This is a genomic window from Daejeonella sp. AP26 (genome assembly GCF_056680515.1).
Map to the genome: position 1 here is coordinate 1384276 of NZ_CM155286.1, position 20828 is coordinate 1405103.

A 20828-nucleotide genomic window follows, 5' to 3' on the forward strand; every position below is an offset into this window, starting at 1 on the left:
AATCCATTTAATGGCAAGATCCAGATTAAACAGCGGGAACGCACAAGCTGAAGAACTACCTAAAGCAAAAATAAATAAAGAAAGTATTCAACAGGTGGTTCGTTTGCTTAGCTATTTAAAACCTTACAGGTGGAAGTTTTTCCTGGGCTTTATATTTCTGATTCTTTCGAGCGCTAGTTTCTTCTTGTTCCCATTGCTAATGGGCCGTTTAATAGGTACCACTACTGCACCTGTGCAGGGCGGAGATATGTCTCAGGAGATCCTCGATTATTTTCCCAGCGATCTGAACACTGTTGCGCTTACTTTACTGGGTGTTTTATTTATCCAGGCTATTTTCTCTTTTTTCCGGATCACATTGTTTGTTGAAGTAGCTGAAAAGGGGCTTGCAGATATACGCAGGGACACTTATTTTAAACTGATCACTTTGCCTATGAATTTCTTCAACCAGCGTCGGGTTGGAGAGTTAAACAGTCGTCTTTCAGCGGATCTTTCACAGATCCAGGATGCCATTACCACTACTCTGGCTGAGATGATCAGGCAGACAATCACCTTTATTGGCGGCGTTATTTTTCTGGTATTGGTTTCCGGAAAGCTTACATTAATGCTTTTATCGGTATTACCGGTATTTGTGGTTATAGCAGTAATCTTTGGTCGCTTTATCAGGAAGCTATCGCGTCAGGCCCAGGATAAATTGGCTGAATCCAATACAATAGTTGAGGAAACTTTACAGGGAATTTCTAACGTTAAAGCTTTTGTTAATGAGACCTATGAGGTGTACCGTTACAACAAAAGTATTCGTGAGGTAGTTGTTATCGCACTGAGAGGCGCAAAGTTCCGTGGTATTTTCGCATCGTTTATAATCTTTTGTCTGTTAGGAACCATTGTTACTGTAGTCTGGTATGGTGCTCACCTGGTACAATCGGGCGAGATTAGTATGGCCAGCATGGTTACCTTCATTCTGCTTTCCACTTTTGTGGGTGCGGCAATGGGTAGCTTTCCTGAGTTGTACGCAACAATGCAAAAGGCTTTCGGGGCTAGTGAGCGGGTACTTGAGATATTAGCCGAGGCAAATGAGCCGATTTCCATTAATAAAGATGACAATGTAGTCCGTCATAAAATTAATGGCTCTCTGGAGTTCAATAATATTGAATTTGCGTATCCGTCACGCAGTGAAATCACTGTATTAAATGGGGTTTCGTTTAAAGCCCAATCTGGTGAAAAGGTTGCGATCGTGGGACCAAGTGGTGCGGGTAAATCAACTATAGCCGGCTTGATCCTTCGTTTTTATGATGCACAGGCCGGCAGTTTGTTGTTCGACGGTAAATCTTCCAAAGAGTTTTCCCTGACTGATATCCGTAACCAGGTAGCAATAGTTCCGCAGGACGTGTTGTTATTTGGCGGATCAATATACGAAAATATAGCCTATGGTAAATTAACCGCCTCGCGTGATGAGGTGATCTCTGCTGCGCAGCGGGCTAATGCACATGACTTTATAAGTGGCTTTCCTGAAGGCTATGAGACGCTTGTTGGTGAACGTGGCGTTAAACTATCAGGTGGGCAGCGTCAACGTATCGCTATCGCGAGAGCATTACTTAAGGATCCGGCGATCCTCATTCTTGATGAAGCTACTTCTTCGCTTGATTCAGAATCTGAACGTTTGGTTCAGGAAGCACTGGAAGAATTAATGAAAAATCGTACTTCAATTATCATAGCCCATCGCCTCTCGACCATTCGGGAAGCCGATAAAATTGTTGTCCTTGAAAAAGGAAAGGTGATTGAAAGTGGTACGCATGATGAATTACTGCAGATAGATCAGGGACTTTATCGCTATCTAAGCGGATTGCAGTTTGAAGTATAATAACCACTAATTCACAATTAAGAAACTAGGTCTCAATACTTCTATGTAAGTACTGACATCTCAATACTCATATCTCAATACTCATATCTCAGTACTTACATCTCACTACTCAAATCTCTCTTAATGAAACTTACCGTTTGGGGCGCTGCACAACAAGTTACCGGAAGTATGCATCTGCTGGATCTGGACAACTACAAGATCCTTGTGGATTGCGGGCTTGATTACGAACGGGATACATGGTTGGAGAAGAATGAGCAGTTTCCGTTTTCTCCGGAAGAGATTGATGTGGTTATCCTGACACATGCCCACATTGACCATTCGGGCAATTTGCCAACTTTAGTAAGGATGGGTTTTGCAGGTCAGATTCTATGCACGCCGCCCACTGCCGATCTTACTGAACTTTTGCTGCTTGATTCGGTGAACATCTTCTTAAATAAACAGCGAAAACAACGCCGTGGTAAGCGCGGGAATATATCAGGTCCAAAGCCCTTATATTTGCATAAGCATGTGATGGAAACTGTTGACAGGTTTGTGACCATTGGATTCAATAAGCCATTTAGAATAAATGGAGACGCTTCTCTAACCTTTATTCCGGTGGGGCATTTGCTTGGAGCGGCATCGGCAGTGCTAACCATTTCTCGAAACGGGCAAACCAAAACTATCGCTTTCAGTGGTGATATTGGAAGGAAAAATTACCCGGTTTTAAACGATCCTGAGGACCTGCCCTCTGTTGATTACCTGGTATTAGAATCGACATATGGAGGCAGGAAGCATAAGGCGACGAACACGATCGAGGAAATGCTTACTGAAACAGTCAATGAGGCTTGCATTAAGACCCCGGGCCGGCTTATTATTCCCGCATTTAGTGTTGGACGTACGCAAGCCCTCGTCTACTCCTTAAACAGGCTTTTTAGCAAGGGCCTACTGCCGCGGGTGAAAGTATTTGTTGATAGTCCTATGGCAACTTATGCAACCGAGATCTTTCGAAAGCACCATCACCTTGTTAATGCGGAAGCACAGGAGTTCTATCATCAGGAGGGTGATGAGTTTGAATTTGATAACTTGGAATACATACAGGATATGGAAGCTAGCAAGGCTATAAGCAACTATTTCGAACCCTGTATCATTATCTCCTCAGCTGGAATGCTAGAAGGCGGACGTATACAGGATCACCTCTACCATAACATTCAGAATTATTACTGCACCATTTTTTTTATAGGATATTGTTCTAAAAACACTCTAGGTTATCGTTTACTACGAGGCGATCCAATTGTTACTATCCGGCACCGTGAACTTTCTGTCTATGCTACGATTAAACAGACTGATCTCTTTAGCGGTCATGGCGACCATGATGACCTTCTAAATTTCGTGAATCAACAGCCGAATGGAAGATTGAAAAAGGTATTCTTAGTGCATGGCGAGGTTTCTTCAATGGAAAGTCTGCAGGAGGCTCTTTTTAATAACACCTTCCAGGTTGAAATCGCAGAAAAAGGTAAAACTTATTTACTAGATTAATTACCCTGTGCCTAATTGATCTCATGGATAACTAATCCTGATTGAAATTTAGGTTCAAACCAGGTTGACTTTGGTGGCATCACCTCCCCCGCATCAGCAACCTTGATCAGTTGTTTAATGGAAGTCGGAAATAAGGTGAAGGCTATAGCAAACTCGCCTTTGTCGACCATTTCTACTAACTCCTTTATTGGGGTCATTCCTCCCAAAAAAGAGATCCTTGAATCAGTACGGGGATCTGATATCTTAAGGATAGGTTCAAGCAGGAAATCTTGCAGAATAGTAACATCCAACTCTGCAGTGGGGCTTTCGTTGTTGTATGTATGTGGTAATGGAGTTAGGAAATACCAGGTCTTGTCCAAATACATTCCGAATTCATGCAGATGGGTAGGCTTGACTTGGATCTCAGATCGTTTAACTTCAAAATTTTCTGACAGCTGCGATAAGAATTGCTCGTTTAGATAGGGTCCGGTATCTTTTACAAGACGATGGAATTCAAATATTTCAAGCTGACCTGCAGCCATATATACTGAGGTGAAGAAATTATACTCTTCGTCGCCCTTATGCTTAAGATTCAGTCTCCGCCGTTTTATTCCTAACAGAGAGGCCGCAGCCGCCCGATGATGTCCGTCAGCAATATACGTATCCGATAATTTAGCGAAAGCACTAGTTAATTCGTTAACTTCAGCTTCCATATCGATTTTCCAAAGTTGATGATGAGACTCTTCTGTTGTAAAATCCAGGTCAGCTAAAACGGTTGTTCGTTTCCGAATAAACGTATCAATCCGGTCATCCTGAAGATAAGTGATCAACACCGGATTTGCATCTACTCCTGTCTGCTGCAAATAATCTATCAGCGCGTTTTCACGGTCAGGACGCGTGAGCTCATGCTTTTTTACGGTATTATTAAGATAATCATCTATAGATGTGCAGGTCCAGATTCCTGTTTGAGTAATGCCTCTATGCTCGATGCGATAGATATAATGCGCGGGTTTAATATCGCGAATCAGGATCTTATCCTCTAAAAAGTCTTCAAAGTTCTCGGTGATCTTTTTGTAAGCCAGCTCACGTTTAGAACCCCGCAAAAACTTGTTGTCTACTTTTGGAACCAACATATTCACATATGAATAAGGGTTCTCTTCTCTGATAGCTTTAGCTGTTTCCAGATTGAGATTTTCTAATTCGAGCACAACCCTGTTTACAAATTCAGGATTGGGCCGAATTCCTTTAAATGGCTTTATTCTGGGCATGCATTACCTGAAACTATCATAACTTCCTTATAGAGCTTTTCTAAAAATCTAAACTAAGCTCAATGTTACTTACTACTATTTAGTTTTAAAAAAATCAATGATAAGGTTTGCAAGTTCCGTACCGATTCTTTCCTGAGCTTCATTGGTTGATGCACCGATGTGTGGGGTAAGGGATATTCGCTGGTGGGTTAGAATTTCCGTTCTCGGTGTTGGTTCATTATCGAATACATCTAAACCAGCAAAACCTACTTTCCCTGAGTTCAAAGCAGTTAGCAAAGCATCCTCATCGAGAGTGCCACCACGTGAACAATTAACGACTCCTACACCATCTTTCATTATTGCAAATTCCTCTTCACCTAATACTGGTTTCTCTGCGTATGGCACGTGTAAACTAATAAAATCAGAGTTCCGCAAAAGTTCATCCATAGTTACGGTTTGAACCGGACAGGAAACTTTAATATTGCCGGCAAGCGCCAGTTCCAGGTGGGAAGGCACTTCAAATAAATCGAAAGCCAAAACTTCCATACCTAACCCTAATGCGATTTTTGCCGTTTCGCGACCAATACGGCCAAATCCGATAATACCGATCTTCTTACCGTGAAGCTCTATTCCCTTTGCGTAAGCTTTCTTTAGATCATTGAATTTTGAATCACCTTCAACAGGCATTCTTCTATTGGAGTCATATAGAAAACGGATACCGTTAAATAAATGAGCGAACACCAGTTCTCCTACCGAAAGCGAAGACGAGGCGGGTGTATTAACCACAGCCAATCCTTTAGAGCGGGCATAATCCACATCTATGTTATCCATACCTACTCCTCCCCGGCCAATTAACCGGATATTCGGACAAGCGTCAATTAATTCCTTCCGTACTTTCGTGGCGCTTCGAACAGTAATTGCATCGTATGCTTTCAGGCCTTCTGCAAGGTCGGCTTGAGGAATGTGATTGGTGTCAACTTCAAAGCCTGCTTCTTCAAGTAGTTTTTTTCCTATCGGATCAATGCCATCATTGGCCAGTATACGTAACATATGATTGTTTTTATGAGTAAAGAAAAAAGAGTAAAGATTAAAGAACTAAGAGTAAAGAACAAAGATTTAAGAACAAAGGCTAAAGAGTAAGGGACAACGAGGCAAACTTTTTAGTTATTCGTCATTTTCTCCTTGCTCTTTGCTCCCTCTTCGTTTATCCATCCCTACTTGTGTTTTTGTTCAAAATCCTGCATCGCGTCTATCAGAACATGAACGCTGGTTATTGGTAAGGCATTGTACATTGACGCACGAAAACCACCAACACTGCGGTGGCCCTTTAAGCCAACAATACCGCGTTCCTCTGTAAATTTTAAGAATGGTTTTTCAAGCTCACGATTCTCCATTACAAAACAAACATTCATACGGGACCGGTCTTCTACTTTGCAAGTACCTTTGAAAAGCGGATTCCGATCAATTTCACGGTAGAGTGACTCTGCCTTGTTAATATTTTCACGTTCAATTTCCTCAACACCACCTTTTGCTTTTAACCAGCGAAGGTTAAGCATAGATACATAAATAGCGAATACGGGCGGTGTATTATACATTGATCCCCCATCAATCTGCACTTTATAATCAAGCATAGAAGGGATCTTTCTGTCAATTTTTCCAAGGATCTCATCTTTTACTATGACCAGGGTTACACCTGCTGGACCCATATTCTTTTGTGCGCCTGCATAGATCAGGTCAAAATCTGTGACGTTAATTTTCCGGCTTAAGATATCTGATGACATGTCACACACTACAGGTACAGATGTTTTGGGAAAGTTCATCAACTCAGTACCGTAGATAGTGTTGTTTGATGTACAGTGGAAATATGCAGAGTCTTCAGGAATCTGGAAATCCTTTGGGATAAATGTGTAATTCTTATCTTTAGAGGAAGCCACAACATTCACATTGCCGATCAATTTAGCCTCTTTAATTGCTTTAGTAGCCCAAACTCCGGTATCCAGATAAGCAGCGCTTTGGTTTTCTCCAAGTAAATTCATAGGAACCATCGCAAACTGCAAACTTGCACCGCCCTGCAATAGCAGTACTGAATATCCCTCAGGCACATTCAATAGTTCTTTAACTAAGCGTACGGTTTCATCAACCACCGCTTCGAATTCAGGAGTACGATGTGAAATTTCTAAGATTGATAAACCAGTTGGGTTAAACTCGATGACAGCTTGAGCAGCTTGTTTAAAGACTTCATTGGGTAAGATGCAGGGACCTGCACCGAAGTTATATTTCATGATCTTATTTTTATAGCGTCAAAATTAGGAGATTATTATTTACACATTGAAAGTGTTGGAAACTTCATTTTTGTTGAAATAATCAATTGCTCTTTATTTTGGCAATAATACGAAAATTGAATTGTCTTGATGTTAAATAATTGGGAACCGCATACTGGTTATTGTTCACATCTTTTATCCAAAGGTAGGATACAGTGTTGTTGATGTCCAGCAAATTGAATATTTCAGCATAGGCTATCAGCGATTCAAAATAGTGGTCTAAAAAAGTTAGTTTAGTCTTATTTTTCCGCTCAATAAAATCTTTTGAAAAACCGATATCAACTCTTTTGTAGGCTGGAATCTTAAAAACATCCCGATATCGCGCTGTCGCCGGTGGACCAATTGGCAAAGCAGCCCCGTATAACAACGTTAGATGCACTTTATTAGATGGGCTGTTCAGAAGTCTATCCTGAAAAAAGATCGAAGCATTTACCCGCTGATCAGATGGCCGTTTTAAATATCCCGGCTCCACCTTTACCTGATTTCCTCCGGCATCCTTGTCATAAAAGAAGTCTCCCTCAATATCTTCAGCCGTTTTCATAAATGATAAACGAAATGAAGACTCAAGATTATGTACAAACTGACCGCTAAGGTTGAAATCAGCCCCGGTAGCATATCCCTCTGATTGCTGATCAGCAAGATATCTGATTCGAAGATTTTCAATCTTATACGGCGTCAGATTGCTTAAATGTTTGTAGTACAGTTCTGTACTGAATTTTAGTTCAGTACCCAGTGCCGGAAAACTATAATCAGCAGCTCCTAAAAAGTGCCATGAGCGTTGGGCCTTAACAGCATGATTAATAGATCCGTTTAAATTCCTGAACTCCCTGTAAAAAGGCTGTTGATGGTATGCACCCCCAGAAAGCCTCAGAAGCAGGTCATTCTTAGTTTGAGGCTGATATGCAAGAGTGATCCTTGGGCTGATTAATACTTCCCTGGTAAATGAACTATAATTAGCCCGTAGGCCTGCTGAGAGAGTTAACCAGGGATTGAGCTCCATTGAATTCTGCAGAAAGCCGCTAAGTCGCCTGGTGACTAGCTGGTTGCTTGCGAACACCACATTGGTAAGTAGTAAAGCATCCTGATTCACTGGAAGAATGTAACCTGCAGAGTCGATAACCTGGTATTCATTAAGCTGGTCGTCGATATCATCAACCTGGAATCGGATGCCCGATTCCCAGAATGACCGGCGAAGTTGACGATAAGCTTTTATTTCGGTACTGTAAATTCCTGCTTTTAATTTGTTACGTGCATAATCGAGGTTAGAACCGATACCCCTATTTGCTCTGACTGTTCCAAAGGCAGGATTCCCGATATCCGTTTCAATTTCATCGAAAATATACCGGCCTTCAATATCAAAGCGCTCTTGTTCTGTAATTCTGAATGCCGAGGTTATCCATTTGAAGTTGAGAGTGGCTGTGGGGGCATAGACCATTGAAAATGCACCCATTAACGTTTCATACCGGTCGGCCTCTTTGCCTTGATAATCGACCTGTAGTCGGAGCACTTCATTGAATGTTCCAAACTTCGTTTCCCTGCTTTCGGGTTCTAGCGAGAAGCTACTCAGGTTGTAGTTTCCCATTACAGAATAGCTGATCTTATTATTTAGATCTCCCGCATAAACAACCTGGTAATCAGAAAATTGAGGTTGATAGCTGCCCTTTATATCCTGGGTATTTAGTACGGACCTATTGTCCTTCAACCTGATGCCGGCAAGCAAGTAATTCCGTTTATACGGAAGTTTGAGGGTAACCGAATTACCGAGTAAGCCCAGGCTTGCAGTGATGCTGTTGCTATCGGGACGCAAATACTTTACATCAAGAACGGACGATAGCTTATCACCATATCGTGCTTCAAAGCCTCCTGCTGAAAACTTAACTTGTCCGGCAAGTTCGGGATTGATAAAGCTCAACCCCTCCTGCTGCCCGTTCCTGATCAGCAAGGGACGATAGATTTCAACGTCGTTTACATACACCAGATTCTCGTCGAAGTTACCTCCACGAACAGAGTATTGGGAGCTCAATTCATTATTAGATGAGACGCCAGGAAGGGTTTTCAAGATCGATTCAAAATTCCCTGACACGGAAGGCAGGGACTGTAACACGCCAGCATTGATTCCAAGCGTATTTTTGTTATTCTGCCTGTTGCCGCTAACCTGCACTTCATCCAAAGTTCTTAGGTCGGGACTTAATTTGATGTCCTGTTTGTTGGGTTTTCCTGTAATTAAGCCTATCTCGAGCGATACAGTTTTGTATCCCACGCGACTGACATGTATTATTGCTCTTGACCCAGGAACAAGCAAGCTGTAAAATCCCCGCTCGTCAGTTTGTGTGACTATTGGGGTGCCTTGAATACGAATAGATACACCGGCAAGGGGTTCTGATTTATCACTATAAACGTGCCCGGTTAAAGGGAAGTTATTTTGGGCTATTGCAAAATTAGCTAAAACTGTAAGTACTGCGACCAGAAAATATCTCACTAAAAAGGGCTTATGTTCATACAGAGTAATAAATGTAAAAAAATAACCACTGATGTTTGAACAGACAATATACCCTATTTATGCATTGTGAAGTGCTGCCGATATATTTTTAAGTTCAGAAATGGCACCGGCTGGATCAGGAGCAGCAAAAACTGCATTACCGGCAACCAGCACATCAGCGCCTGCTTGTAGAAGTGCCAAAGCGTTATTACTGCCAACTCCGCCATCAACCTCGATGAGAAGTCCGTCATTACGACCTGAGGCTAACATTCTTAGCGTCTTAATCTTCTTGTAGGTGTTATTGATAAATTTCTGGCCACCAAAGCCAGGGTTCACTGACATAATACAAACCAGATCCAAATCTTCGATAATATCCTCAAGTACCTGAACCGGGGTATGCGGATTGATAGCTACGCCGGCCTTGCAACCCAGGGATTTTATCGCTTGTATAGTCCGATGTAAGTGAGTACATGCCTCGTAGTGGACGGTGATATTAGCTGCTCCCGCATTCTTAAATTGCTCAAGATACCGATCAGGATCCACGATCATCAAATGAACATCAAGAGGCTTTGTCGCATGTTTATTGATGGCGTTCAACACAGGGAATCCAAAGGACATGTTTGGCACAAAAACTCCATCCATAATATCGATATGAAACCAATCGGCCGCGCTGGCATTGATCATTTCAATATCGGTTTGCAGGTTAGCGAAATCAGCAGATAATACAGAGGGGGCAATTAAATGGTTCATATGGCGAAATTACAGATATTAAAGAATTAGTACCGTCAGAATAAGTTAATTTTTCTGGTCATCATTCAGGATGTCCTTAATTTTATATAACTCGGCTACGTCTATCTTGTCCTTTGGTCGATCGGCGGCTTCTTTTGATTCGATCAGATGATTTATATGTAAAAAGGGAATATCAGTATCATAAATAGTCGCTATTGAAGCCATCTCCAGATAGTACTCAAAACCTTTATCTAAGCCTTTAACAGCTGTCATAATATCCAGTCGGATGCCATTATTTAGATTAAAAGAAGTCCATCCGGGAATAAACTGCATCGTTTTAAAGGAGTCAAAGTCACCCCATCCGTATTCTCTAAAAACATCCCTAAGCCTTTTGCGGTTTATTTCAGAATCTTCAATCCAGATATCAATATCTGCGGTGGTGCGTTGGTAACCATGTAAATTGGTCGCAACGCCGCCTATCATGATGTATCTTAATTGGGATTGGTTTGCTATTTTCCAGAAACGAAGCAACTCACTGTCAAAAACATCCATATTAATTATTAGGAAGACAGGGTTTTATGCTTTATCTCAGCTTTGCGGAACATAATATTCATTTTCATGAGGGTGGTCATCATATGGAACCGCTCCTCATAGGTACGTTTTAAAGCTGATTTTAATAACTCAGTTTCACCTTTCTCATAATCGGAGTTGGGCTCATTAACGAAGTTTTTGTGTTCCTTTTCCACTGCAGGGCGCAATTGATAATGCACTGCAATTTACAAAATTTTAGGCAAAAGAAAAACCCGCCCCTAGGTACAGGGACGGGTTTTAAATTACTTTAAATACTATTTATTGTTTTGGAGCTTCCTGGCTTTTCTGATCTTCCGTACGCGGAGGTCTTGGTAATAAAGCTTTACGCGATAACTTAAGTTTACCTTGTTTATCTACATCAAGCAATTTCACGGTAACGGTATCTCCAACATTCAGTACACCTTCCATCGTCTCGTAGCGTTTCCAGTCGATCTCAGAAATGTGTAATAAACCATCCTTACCTGGCATAATCTCAACGAAAGCACCAAAAGGCATAATCGTTTTAACTTTACCTTCATAGGTTTCTCCAACTTCTGGTTTTGCTGCAATAGCTCTGATGCGGCTTACTGCTTTATCAATAGCTTCTTTGTTATCAGCAAAGATCTGGATGATACCCTGGTTATCTTTTTCTTCGATAGCGATAGTTGCACCAGTCTCACGCTGCATTTCCTGAATAATCTTTCCACCGGGTCCGATAACAGCACCAATGTATTCTTTATCAATTTTTAGGGTAACAATACGCGGAGCGTGTGGCTTGTAATCCTCACGAGGCTGACCGATAGTCTTCTTCATTTCATTTAAGATATGAAGACGGGCTTCGTTAGCTTGTTCTAAAGCAGCAGTTAACACTTCCCACTTTAATCCATTGATTTTCAAGTCCATCTGGCAAGCTACTATACCTTTTTCAGTACCTGTAACTTTAAAGTCCATATCTCCTAAATGATCTTCATCACCTAAGATATCAGATAAGATAGCGTATTTACCAGTTTTCTCATCAGTGATCAAACCCATGGCAATTCCTGATACAGGTGCTTTAATTTTGATACCTGCATCCATCAGTGCCAATGTACCAGCACAAACAGTAGCCATTGATGAAGAACCGTTTGATTCTAAAATATCAGATACGATACGAATTGTATACGGATTATCGTCCTCATCAGGCAGCACCTGCTTTAATGAACGCATCGCCAGGGCACCATGTCCAATTTCACGACGACCAGCACCACGGTTAGGCCGAACTTCTCCGGTTGAGAAACCAGGGAAATTGTAGTGAAGAAGGAATTTTTGGTAACCGTTAAAGAACGCACCATCAATAAGCTGCTCATCAGACTTAGCGCCTAAAGTAACAGTTGTTAATGCCTGAGTTTCTCCGCGTGTGAACACTGCAGATCCGTGAGCAGATGGCAAGTAACCAATCTCACTCCAGATAGGACGAACGGTACGTGAATCACGGCCATCTAAACGAATCCCTTCGTCAAGTACCAGGTTACGGATTGCATCATACTGAACATCGTGGAAGTATTTCTTAGAAAGGAAACCAACTTCATCGGTAAGCTCCTCGCCTAATGACTCAATAAATGCCATTAGTATTTCGCCGAATTTATCACCACGCTCTTGTTTACCTGAATTGCTTTTTGCAACTGCGTAAACCTTATCGTAGGTGGCAGCGAATACTCTTTCTCTAAGCTCTGGCAGGTTAGTCTCATGACTATATTCACGTTTAACCGTTTTACCAACCATTTCAGCTAATTCCTTTTGAGCTTGTACCTGGATAACTATCGCTTTGTGAGCAAATTCGATAGCTTCAACCATTTCAGCTTCAGAAATCTCATTAGCTTCACCTTCCACCATCACAATATCGTGCTCAGTACCTGCAACCAGGAATTCTAAAGTAGCACGCTGTAAATCGCTCAGGTATGGATTGATAACCAGCTTGCCGTCTATCTTAGCAACACGAACTTCAGAGATCGGCCCGTTGAAAGGAATATCTGAAACTGCAATTGCTGCTGAAGCTGCCAAACCTGCAAGGCAGTCAGGCATTATATTTTTGTCAGCCGAGATCAAAGAGATCATCACCTGGGTGTCAGAATGGTAATCCGAAGGAAACATTGGGCGTAATGCACGGTCAACCAGACGCGATATCAATACCTCATAATCAGATAAACGTGCTTCACGACGTAAAAAACCACCTGGAATACGTCCTGTAGAGGCGTACTTTTCTTGATAATCTACCGATAAGGGCAGAAAATCAACACCTGCTTTCGCTCCTTTTGTAGAAACGACAGTAGCAAGTAACATGGTGTCACCCATGCGTACTACAACAGATCCATCAGCCTGTTTAGCTAATTTTCCTGTTTCAATTTCGATCATACGGCCATCGCCCAGATCAAATGTTTTCTTAATTGCGTTATAACTCATCTTGTGTTGTTTACGAAGCGCTTTTCCTCTTTTGAACGCTTCAATTGTATATTGACTTTAGTTTTTTGAAATTAAAAAGCCATCTCAGCTGAGATGGCTTAACAATGGTTTTCTGATATTAAATAGATTTAATAATATCTCTTAATTCCAATGCTTTAATAATAGCACGGTAACGGTTAATATCTTTTTTGAAGAGATACGCTAATAAAGCACGACGCTTACCAACTAATTTTTGAAGAGATAACTGAGTAGAAAAATCTTTTCTGTTATTCTTTAAGTGCCCGGTTAAATGAGCAATACGCGCGGTAAACAATGCGATCTGACCTTCGGCTGAACCTGTGTCAGTTGTGCCTTTACCATGTTTGGCAAAAATTTCTGCCTTGAATTCGTTACTTAAATACATTACCTGAATAATATTAAAGCGATTTATAATTGAACAATTAGGCGCAAAGATAGATTTTTGCCGTCTAATTTCAAAGGTTTTAATTATCATATCTGCCAGAGGTATTCTGTAACCGGAATGCCTGGTTAAAAACCACAGAAGATAAAAATAGCCATAGAAGGTCTTGCAGACTCTCTTCGAGAATAAAAAGAGAGAAGGATGCTATTTATCTAAAGATTGAAGCCGTTTCAATTAGCCGTGCTTAAGCTGTTTTCTCAAATCATTAGCAATAAGAAATGACGTTTAAGGTCCTCTAAAAAACTCGCCTTTTCTTTTACACTTACCATATGCTTACTATGTCCTTACTATGTGCTTACTATGTCATCCTTCGATCAGGATATAGTTAACACCCTGTTATAATATAGCGAGTATATGGTTAGCACCGACTTAAACTATAACCGACCTTCCAGAATTCAGTCTGTTTTGAGGATGGCTGGTTTTTCAGCCCCTTAGGACAAAGAAATAAGATCAGCCAAGATTTTTATGAGGAGGGAATTCGTTGCAGCCCCGCTTGAAAAGATTGTAAGGTCTGGCAATAAATAATGAGAACTAACAGATGGGCAAAACTTAATAGGAAAATATTAATAAGATAAGAGTGAAATTTTAGTTTAACGTTATTAAAACACAAATTTGATCCATGGAATCACCGATAGTATACAGCAGATTTAAAACAGAATTTAAAGTTCGTCCAGACGATATTGACATGTTCAATCACGTTCATAACAGTACTTATTTTGATTACGTGCTGGCCGCCCGATATGAGCAGATGGAAGCTAACTACGGTATGCCGATGGAAGAGTTCTTGTCCGGTGGATATGGATGGGTTGTAAAAACGGCCTATGTTGATTACAAAAGGCCATTAGGATTGGGTGATACCTTTACAGTAGAGACTGGGATTGATACCATCAATTCCAAGGGATGCCGCGTAAGTTTTGTTATTACCATTCATAAAACCAAGAAAGTTGCTTGCGACGGCTGGTTCGATTACGTAATGATCGATATAAATACAGGTCGGGGAACAAAGGTTTCTGAAGAAATGATTGAACGATATTCCATTTAGTTGGTTAGGTGTTTAGTTTGTTAGGTGGTTAGTATTTAGTAATGTAAGATGGTTAATTAGAATTCTAGTAAACCAGCCACCGAATTAACCAACAAACTAAAAACCTAACAATCTAATCACCTAACAAACAACTATTAATAAGCTCAGTATAAAATTCAGTAATATCTTTTCCGGCTGCTTTAACCTGTTGTGGGATGAAACTGGTTGCTGTTTGGCCGGGGATAGTGTTTATCTCCACGAAATAAAAATTGCCGGTCTCATGTTCCAGAAAGTAATCAATACGCACCATTCCTTTACAGTTTAAAACCTCGTAGGCTTTACTGACTATCCTGACAACACGCTCCCTCTCCTGGTCAGTCATTCGGGCGGGGGTGATCTCTTCAGTCATGCCCGGAGTGTACTTGGCTTCGAAATCGAAAAACTCTTTCGGACTGATCACTTCTGTTGCGGGAAGTACTTCAATCCCGGCGATACCTTTATAGATACCAACCGAGAACTCCCTCCCATTAATAAATTCCTCTACCAGAACCTGGGTATCTTCATCAAACGCTTTAGTCAGAGCTCGGGCCAGCTCATCATTATCCTTCACTTTGCTCATTCCAATGCTGCTTCCCCCGTTGTTAGGTTTGATAAAATAAGGAAGCTTTAGCTGCGAGGTAACCTTGTCAATATTGACTACAGAATTCTCGAATAGCTGGATTGATTTTGCAATAAATAGCTCTTCTATGCCGTCAACAATTGCTTTGGTGTAGCCCTTATTCATTGTTAAAGCTGAAGTAAGTGCATCGCAACTGGTATAGGGAATATTGATCATATCAAGATAACCCTGTAATTTTCCATCTTCTCCCGGAGAGCCATGAAGAATAATAAAAGCGGCATCAAAGGTTATAGACCGGTCCGATAGGCGGATTGAAAAGTCATTCCGATTTATTTCCGTTCTATTAGTCTGAGCATCCTCATAAAACCAGGTGTCCCTGCTAACAACTATCCTATATACGTCAAATTTATTCTTATCGAGTTTGCTGTAAACAAAATCGGCGCTTTTTAGTGAGATAACGGACTCACCGGTAAAACCTCCGGTGACTAAAGCGATAGTCTTCTTCATGGCGCCAAATATAATTTTTAAAACAATTGAATAACAAGCACAAGGAATTATTATCTTCCAAAATCTTAATTTTTAAATTAAGTTTGGCATCCTCCGTCTGCTCTGTCAGCCATGCAGCGAGGCAAATTTGATTAGATACCAATAAAACATAATGAGTAAATTCTTCGCTTACCTGGGAACAAAGACTTTTCGTAAAAACCTCATAATAGCCGTTGTTTCCGTTTTTACACTATTACTTGTCATCTTTTACAGCCTGAATTTTTATACGCGGCACGGGGAAGGATTGCCAGTGCCTAAATTAAAGGGCTTAGCTGTTACAGATGCAATACAGTTGCTTGAATCGAAAGGATTCAGATATCAAATTGACTCCGTTTATTTAATAGATAAGGAACCGGGTATGGTAGTAGAGCAAGATCCCGACCCGAATACCAATGTCAAGATCAATCGTACTATTTACCTGACCATTATCACACGTCTTGCACCCAAGATCAACTTCCCGGAAATTAGCGGTAAAACCTTTTTGGAAGCTCGTTCCATAATAAATAATTACGGACTTAAATTAGGCGATACCACTTATAAATCGGACGTTGCCCGCGATGTAGTTTTAAGCATTTCTTATAACGGACGCGCAATGGCTTCAGGCCAGGAAATTCCAAAAGGCTCTAAAGTGAATCTTGTTTTAGGCGACGGTATGGGTGCCAGTGAAGTAGATATTCCAAACTTGCTGGGGTTAAACCTTAACGAAGCACGTTTGTCTCTTCTTGGGGCATCACTTCATTTAGGGAATATAAGTTACGAGGGTACAATTATTGACACTGTAGGAGCTCGTATCATTAAACAGGATCCTGCTCTAACTGATTCCTTAAGCAAGGTAACTATAGGCAGTCGTATTGACGTTGTCCTCAGTAATCAATAATACCCATTGATGAATATTACAGTAAATGAATTGAAAGATTGCTTAGACATTCGCGGATCGATCAATATCATTGATGTCAGGGAAGAACTCGAGTTCCATACGTTCAACATCGGAGGGGAAAACATCCCCTTAGGTAGTTTGTTGACAGAAATCGATGACTTAGAATACAACAAAGACCGATCACTAGTAGTTGTGTGCCAGCGCGGCTTGCGAAGCGAAACTGCCCGAAGAATACTTGAAAGTCATGGTTACAGTAATGTAAAGAATTTGACCGGAGGTTTACACGCCTGGGCCAGAGCTCAATTATAAATCCTAACCGAAAACCCAATAACTAAAATTTATGTGCGCTGCAGAATCAAAAAAGCTAAATTTTAAAGCAAAGGTTGCCATCTCGCTAGCTGTTTTTGTCGTGATTATTCTTGGGATCACAGCCTTCAACTATTATCTGAAGATTTTTGGCCCCAATGTTACTGATAACCAACAATATTTATATATAAATACCGGATCAGCTTTTAGCGATGTATATACAACGATCCGCGAAAAGGAGATGGTAAAAGACACAACTTCTTTTCTCTGGACTGCCCAGAATATGGAGTATCCTGGGAAAGTAAAACCTGGCCGGTACCGCCTTGAAAAGGGAATGAGTAACCGTAAACTTATTAATATGCTGAAAGCAGGAAACCAGGAACCGGTTAAAATTGCATTTCAGAACGTAAGGCTTAAACAAACGCTGGCAGGCATGTTAGGCAAGAAGTTAGAGACTGATTCAGCCTCTATTATAAACCTGCTTGATTCGGCTGCTTACGTTGATAAGTTAGGCTTTGATACCAATTCGGTTTATACCATGTTTATTCCAAATTCATATGAAATTTACTGGAATACATCCGCTGAGAAATTTATTGACAGGATGCACGCTGAGTATAAAAAGTTCTGGAATGAAGACCGCAAAGCGAAGGCAAAAAATGTAGGCCTCTCACCTATCCAGGTTAGTGTAATGGCTTCTATTGTTGATGCTGAGGCGCTGCATGATAAAGAAATGCCCACAATTGCGGGGCTGTATATGAATCGTTTCAACAAAGGAATGCGTTTGGAGGCTGACCCAACCGTAATATATGCCAATAACGATTTCGAGATCCGCAGGGTGCTCAATAAGCATCTATTAAAAGTATCGCCCTATAACACCTACCTGAACAAAGGTCTGCCTCCCGGCCCAATCTCAATGCCTAGTATTAACGCCATTGATGCTGTCCTGAATTACACAAAGCATGATTACATTTATATGTGCGCCAAAGAAGATTTCTCGGGATATCATGCATTTGCATCAAACTTGCAGCAGCACCTTATAAATGCGCGTAAGTTTCAGCAAGCCCTTAACGACAGAAATATTAAAAAATAATGTTCAGTCATTCAACTAAATTAAGGGTACGGTATGCCGAAACAGATCAAATGGGATACATGTACTATGGCAACTACGCCACATTTTACGAAGTTGGCCGGGTAGAAATGTTGCGCAGTCTTGGTATGACCTACAAATCCATGGAAGAGTCCGGAATTATTATGCCGGTTTTGGATATGAAATGTAAGTTCATTAAGCCTGCACTATATGATGAGGAAATAACCATCAGAGTGACCGTGGCTAAGATGCCATCTTTGCGTATCCATTTTGCTTATCAATTGTTCAATGAGAAGCAGGAATTGATCAACGAAGGCGAAACCACTCTGGTCTTTATCGATGTAAAACGCAACAAACCATGCTTACCTGCTGCAGACTTTCTGAAAAAGCTACAGCATTTTTTTGATTAATTTTATTCAATGATCTGGCTGCATAAGATATTTTTACGATTTAGACCTTACTATCTGCTCATTGAATGGACAAAGGTGATGATCCTCCCGGGATTTAGCCCTCTGCCTCTTTATACAGTAGCAAGCTTTTTCTTCCAGGAGATTGGTAAAGACTCACTGATTAATAAAGCTTCCTCGTTGGCTTATAACTTTATGCTGGCCATCTTCCCCGCTATTATATTTTTATTTACGTTAATCCCCTACATACCCATTGATAATTTCCAGGACCAGCTGATGAACCTAATCTCACTGGTATTGCCTACAAATGCTTATCTAGCCGTGGAAACTACTTTGGAAGACATCGTGAAGAATCAGAACTCCAAGCTTCTTTCATTCGGTTTTATCTTTGCCTTGGTATTTTCTACGAATGGTGTTCATACGCTAATGGAGGCATTTAATAAATCCTCGTTAATCATTGAATCCAGGAGCTGGTTCAAACAAAGGCTGGTGGCACTAAATTTAACGATACTAATTGCCTTTGCATTAATTTCCGGACTGATTATCATTACAGTGGGCGAATATGTATTTGCTTACCTGCAAAGCGAGTTGTTCTTCAAAGATTCGTTCTGGATACATGTAATAGACCTCGTTCGCTGGTTTATTCTGATTGCCATATACTTTGTTACCATTTCACTCCTATATCGTTACGGGCCTGCTAATGCTAAAAAATGGCGATTCTTTAGTGCCGGCTCATGGATGGCTACCATTCTCGCTATCTTAACTTTTTGGGGCTTCTCATATTACATCAATAACTTCGGTAATTACAACAAGCTTTACGGATCTATAGGAACACTGATTGTAGTGATGATCTGGCTATATTTAAACTCTCTGATCATCCTGGTTGGATTCGAACTGAATGCCAGTATAGATCTCTCCAAACGAAGCATTAAGATAGTAAGACCACGTTTTAACAGCTTCAAGAACGAACCGGTAGAAGAAAAACTGATGAGGAAATAATAAGCTATCAGTTATCAGCTGTCAACCTTTAGAGCGACTAGCCAACGCTTAGACTAAAAGATAACCTAAGAGCTGAAAGCCCAATCTGATAGCTGCTACCTAAAAGCTGATACCTCCTACCTGATAACTCGTACCATCTAAATTTTTTCTACCTCTGTATCTGCCACTTAACCTGCTTATTTGAAAAAGAACTACTCTCAATTTGCAGAATTGATTTGAGTTTGTACTTTTGCGACGGAGAGCTGGCAGAGTGGTCGATTGCGGCAGTCTTGAAAACTGTTGAACTGTTAAAGGTTCCTGGGGTTCGAATCCCTAGCTCTCCGCTTAAAAAAGCCCTGTACTATTTAGTATGGGGCTTTTTCGTTTTAGAAAATGATGCGGTCTGAAACAATGACCATATTAGATAAATCGTATTTCTCAAAACAAAAGGGTATGTTTACCTTAGGCGACTTTTAAAATAAAACGTCTTATACAAATTCATAGACTGTACCCTCATTTATAGAATCACACGATGCAATTGCTACAAAAAAAGAAGAAAAATATCCTTGAACTGTGGATGAAAAACCAGCTGGCCGATGAAGGTTTGCGGGAAGATTTAATTAGTAATGAGGATTTAAGAAGCCAGTCAGAAGAGTTAATCACTGCTTTAGTTGGCAACTTATCGTCATCTGCTACTCCGGATCTGGAATCCGATGAGTGGAGTCCCGTGATTGAAATTCTTGGAGGCATTGCTATTACCCGTGCACGTCAGGGCTTCAGTCCCCGTGAAACAGGGAATTTTCTGTTCTCTTTAAAAGAAGCCCTATTGGTTGTTTTACAGCAGGAGATCAATGATGATCCTCAAACTTTATTTAATGAGAGTTTGAAGATTAACCGCATAATGGATAATCTTAGCGTAATTACCTTCGAGACTTTCATAAAAGGTCGTGAAGAAGTTATTCTTCGCCAGACAGATGAGATTGCTGAGATATCAACCCCGGTTATTCGGCTTTGGGATGGCATTCTGGCTTTACCAATCATCGGTACTTTAGACAGCGCCCGCACCCAGGTGGTGATGGAAAACCTTCTGCAGGAAATTGTAGCTACAGGTTCAAGTATCGCTATTCTGGACATTTCCGGTGTCCCGGCGGTAGATTCTTTGGTTGCTCAACACCTGATGAAAACGGTAAGTGCAACCCGTTTGATGGGCGCTGAGTGTATTATCAGTGGTATTCGCCCTGAGATTGCGCAAACAGTAGTTCATCTAGGAATTGACTTATCGAATATTATCACAAAGTCAACCCTTGCCAGCGCCTTAGCCTACTCGTTTAAGATAATGAAGCTGGAAGTTAGAAAAGCCAATAATCTTCAAAAGATATAAAATACGTCA

Annotated in this window: 18 protein-coding genes and 1 tRNA gene; 10 read left to right on the plus strand and 9 right to left on the minus strand. The window is 40.9% G+C overall.

What is annotated here, in order from left to right; all coding sequences use genetic code 11:
- Positions 1-10 precede the first annotated feature (10 nt).
- Together AC1MCB_RS06000 and AC1MCB_RS06005 are read left to right on the plus strand one after the other, a co-directional pair.
- On the plus strand, positions 11-1858 hold the full coding sequence (locus AC1MCB_RS06000; protein ID WP_479967834.1) for an ABC transporter ATP-binding protein: 1848 nt from the start codon (positions 11-13) through the stop codon (positions 1856-1858).
- A gap of 123 nt (positions 1859-1981) precedes the next feature.
- A complete protein-coding gene (locus tag AC1MCB_RS06005) occupies positions 1982-3373 on the plus strand; it encodes an MBL fold metallo-hydrolase (RefSeq protein WP_479967835.1) in 1392 nt (463 codons plus the stop codon).
- An 11-nt stretch (positions 3374-3384) separates the two neighbouring features.
- Here the strand turns inward: AC1MCB_RS06005 and AC1MCB_RS06010 are convergent, their stop codons facing one another.
- The 8 genes from AC1MCB_RS06010 to rpsO all read right to left on the minus strand — a co-directional run bounded on the left by AC1MCB_RS06010 (position 3385) and on the right by rpsO (position 13540).
- Positions 3385-4620 carry a DUF1015 domain-containing protein gene (locus AC1MCB_RS06010; RefSeq protein WP_479967836.1) on the minus strand — a complete coding sequence of 412 codons (1236 nt, stop codon included), beginning with the start codon at positions 4618-4620 and terminating at the stop codon, positions 3385-3387.
- 75 nt (positions 4621-4695) lie between these two features.
- Entirely contained in the window at positions 4696-5649 is a 954-nt protein-coding gene (locus AC1MCB_RS06015) for a D-2-hydroxyacid dehydrogenase (protein WP_479967837.1), read from the minus strand.
- 164 nt (positions 5650-5813) lie between these two features.
- The gene (gene serC, locus AC1MCB_RS06020) at positions 5814-6881 is read right to left on the minus strand and encodes a 3-phosphoserine/phosphohydroxythreonine transaminase (protein ID WP_479967838.1); all 1068 of its coding nucleotides are present in this window, start codon (positions 6879-6881) and stop codon (positions 5814-5816) included.
- 82 nt (positions 6882-6963) lie between these two features.
- A complete protein-coding gene (locus tag AC1MCB_RS06025; RefSeq protein WP_479967839.1) occupies positions 6964-9399 on the minus strand; it encodes a TonB-dependent receptor in 2436 nt (811 codons plus the stop codon).
- 78 nt (positions 9400-9477) lie between these two features.
- Positions 9478-10149: a ribulose-phosphate 3-epimerase gene (gene rpe / locus AC1MCB_RS06030; protein ID WP_479967840.1), complete on the minus strand. Its 672-nt coding sequence runs from the start codon at positions 10147-10149 to the stop codon at positions 9478-9480.
- A gap of 45 nt (positions 10150-10194) precedes the next feature.
- Positions 10195-10680 (minus strand): DUF6036 family nucleotidyltransferase, encoded by a 486-nt coding sequence (locus AC1MCB_RS06035; protein ID WP_479967841.1) that lies wholly within the window; start codon positions 10678-10680, stop codon positions 10195-10197.
- Between the two features lie 297 nt (positions 10681-10977).
- Complete coding sequence (gene pnp / locus AC1MCB_RS06040; protein ID WP_479967842.1) at positions 10978-13137, minus strand: polyribonucleotide nucleotidyltransferase; 2160 nt, start codon at positions 13135-13137, stop codon at positions 10978-10980.
- Between the two features lie 118 nt (positions 13138-13255).
- Positions 13256-13540 (minus strand): 30S ribosomal protein S15, encoded by a 285-nt coding sequence (gene rpsO, locus AC1MCB_RS06045; RefSeq protein WP_479968718.1) that lies wholly within the window; start codon positions 13538-13540, stop codon positions 13256-13258.
- Between the two features lie 676 nt (positions 13541-14216).
- Here rpsO and AC1MCB_RS06050 point away from each other — a divergent pair.
- Positions 14217-14639 carry an acyl-CoA thioesterase gene (locus AC1MCB_RS06050; protein WP_479967843.1) on the plus strand — a complete coding sequence of 141 codons (423 nt, stop codon included), beginning with the start codon at positions 14217-14219 and terminating at the stop codon, positions 14637-14639.
- A gap of 112 nt (positions 14640-14751) precedes the next feature.
- On the opposite strand, the gene AC1MCB_RS06055 is transcribed toward AC1MCB_RS06050, so the two are convergent.
- A complete protein-coding gene (locus AC1MCB_RS06055) occupies positions 14752-15744 on the minus strand; it encodes a D-alanine--D-alanine ligase (RefSeq protein WP_479967844.1) in 993 nt (330 codons plus the stop codon).
- A 151-nt stretch (positions 15745-15895) separates the two neighbouring features.
- Between AC1MCB_RS06055 and AC1MCB_RS06060 the strand changes: the two genes are divergently transcribed.
- The 7 genes from AC1MCB_RS06060 to AC1MCB_RS06090 all read left to right on the plus strand — a co-directional run bounded on the left by AC1MCB_RS06060 (position 15896) and on the right by AC1MCB_RS06090 (position 20819).
- The gene (locus AC1MCB_RS06060; protein ID WP_479967845.1) at positions 15896-16660 is read left to right on the plus strand and encodes a PASTA domain-containing protein; all 765 of its coding nucleotides are present in this window, start codon (positions 15896-15898) and stop codon (positions 16658-16660) included.
- A 9-nt stretch (positions 16661-16669) separates the two neighbouring features.
- Complete coding sequence (locus tag AC1MCB_RS06065; protein WP_479967846.1) at positions 16670-16969, plus strand: rhodanese-like domain-containing protein; 300 nt, start codon at positions 16670-16672, stop codon at positions 16967-16969.
- 31 nt (positions 16970-17000) lie between these two features.
- Positions 17001-18056: an endolytic transglycosylase MltG gene (gene mltG / locus AC1MCB_RS06070; RefSeq protein ID WP_479967847.1), complete on the plus strand. Its 1056-nt coding sequence runs from the start codon at positions 17001-17003 to the stop codon at positions 18054-18056.
- A complete protein-coding gene (locus AC1MCB_RS06075) occupies positions 18056-18463 on the plus strand; it encodes an acyl-CoA thioesterase (protein WP_479967848.1) in 408 nt (135 codons plus the stop codon). Before mltG ends, AC1MCB_RS06075 begins: the two co-directional genes overlap by 1 nt.
- Before the next feature lie 9 nt (positions 18464-18472).
- A complete protein-coding gene (locus AC1MCB_RS06080) occupies positions 18473-19459 on the plus strand; it encodes a YihY/virulence factor BrkB family protein (protein ID WP_479967849.1) in 987 nt (328 codons plus the stop codon).
- A 236-nt stretch (positions 19460-19695) separates the two neighbouring features.
- Positions 19696-19782 (plus strand) — tRNA-Ser (locus tag AC1MCB_RS06085).
- A gap of 188 nt (positions 19783-19970) precedes the next feature.
- A complete protein-coding gene (locus AC1MCB_RS06090) occupies positions 19971-20819 on the plus strand; it encodes an STAS domain-containing protein (protein WP_479967850.1) in 849 nt (282 codons plus the stop codon).
- Positions 20820-20828: the final 9 nt, after the last annotated feature.

Coding starts and splice junctions, on each gene's coding strand:
- AC1MCB_RS06090 (WP_479967850.1), top strand. CDS start 19,971: ATGCAATTGCTACAAAAAAAGAAGAAAAATATCCTTGAACTGTGGATG.
- AC1MCB_RS06080 (WP_479967849.1), top strand. CDS start 18,473: ATGATCTGGCTGCATAAGATATTTTTACGATTTAGACCTTACTATCTG.
- serC (WP_479967838.1), bottom strand. CDS start 6,881: ATGAAATATAACTTCGGTGCAGGTCCCTGCATCTTACCCAATGAAGTC.
- AC1MCB_RS06075 (WP_479967848.1), top strand. CDS start 18,056: ATGTTCAGTCATTCAACTAAATTAAGGGTACGGTATGCCGAAACAGAT.
- pnp (WP_479967842.1), bottom strand. CDS start 13,137: ATGAGTTATAACGCAATTAAGAAAACATTTGATCTGGGCGATGGCCGT.
- AC1MCB_RS06035 (WP_479967841.1), bottom strand. CDS start 10,680: ATGGATGTTTTTGACAGTGAGTTGCTTCGTTTCTGGAAAATAGCAAAC.
- AC1MCB_RS06015 (WP_479967837.1), bottom strand. CDS start 5,649: ATGTTACGTATACTGGCCAATGATGGCATTGATCCGATAGGAAAAAAA.
- AC1MCB_RS06050 (WP_479967843.1), top strand. CDS start 14,217: ATGGAATCACCGATAGTATACAGCAGATTTAAAACAGAATTTAAAGTT.
- AC1MCB_RS06065 (WP_479967846.1), top strand. CDS start 16,670: ATGAATATTACAGTAAATGAATTGAAAGATTGCTTAGACATTCGCGGA.
- AC1MCB_RS06010 (WP_479967836.1), bottom strand. CDS start 4,620: ATGCCCAGAATAAAGCCATTTAAAGGAATTCGGCCCAATCCTGAATTT.
- rpe (WP_479967840.1), bottom strand. CDS start 10,149: ATGAACCATTTAATTGCCCCCTCTGTATTATCTGCTGATTTCGCTAAC.
- AC1MCB_RS06060 (WP_479967845.1), top strand. CDS start 15,896: ATGAGTAAATTCTTCGCTTACCTGGGAACAAAGACTTTTCGTAAAAAC.
- AC1MCB_RS06055 (WP_479967844.1), bottom strand. CDS start 15,744: ATGAAGAAGACTATCGCTTTAGTCACCGGAGGTTTTACCGGTGAGTCC.
- AC1MCB_RS06005 (WP_479967835.1), top strand. CDS start 1,982: ATGAAACTTACCGTTTGGGGCGCTGCACAACAAGTTACCGGAAGTATG.
- AC1MCB_RS06000 (WP_479967834.1), top strand. CDS start 11: ATGGCAAGATCCAGATTAAACAGCGGGAACGCACAAGCTGAAGAACTA.
- rpsO (WP_479968718.1), bottom strand. CDS start 13,540: ATGTATTTAAGTAACGAATTCAAGGCAGAAATTTTTGCCAAACATGGT.
- mltG (WP_479967847.1), top strand. CDS start 17,001: ATGTGCGCTGCAGAATCAAAAAAGCTAAATTTTAAAGCAAAGGTTGCC.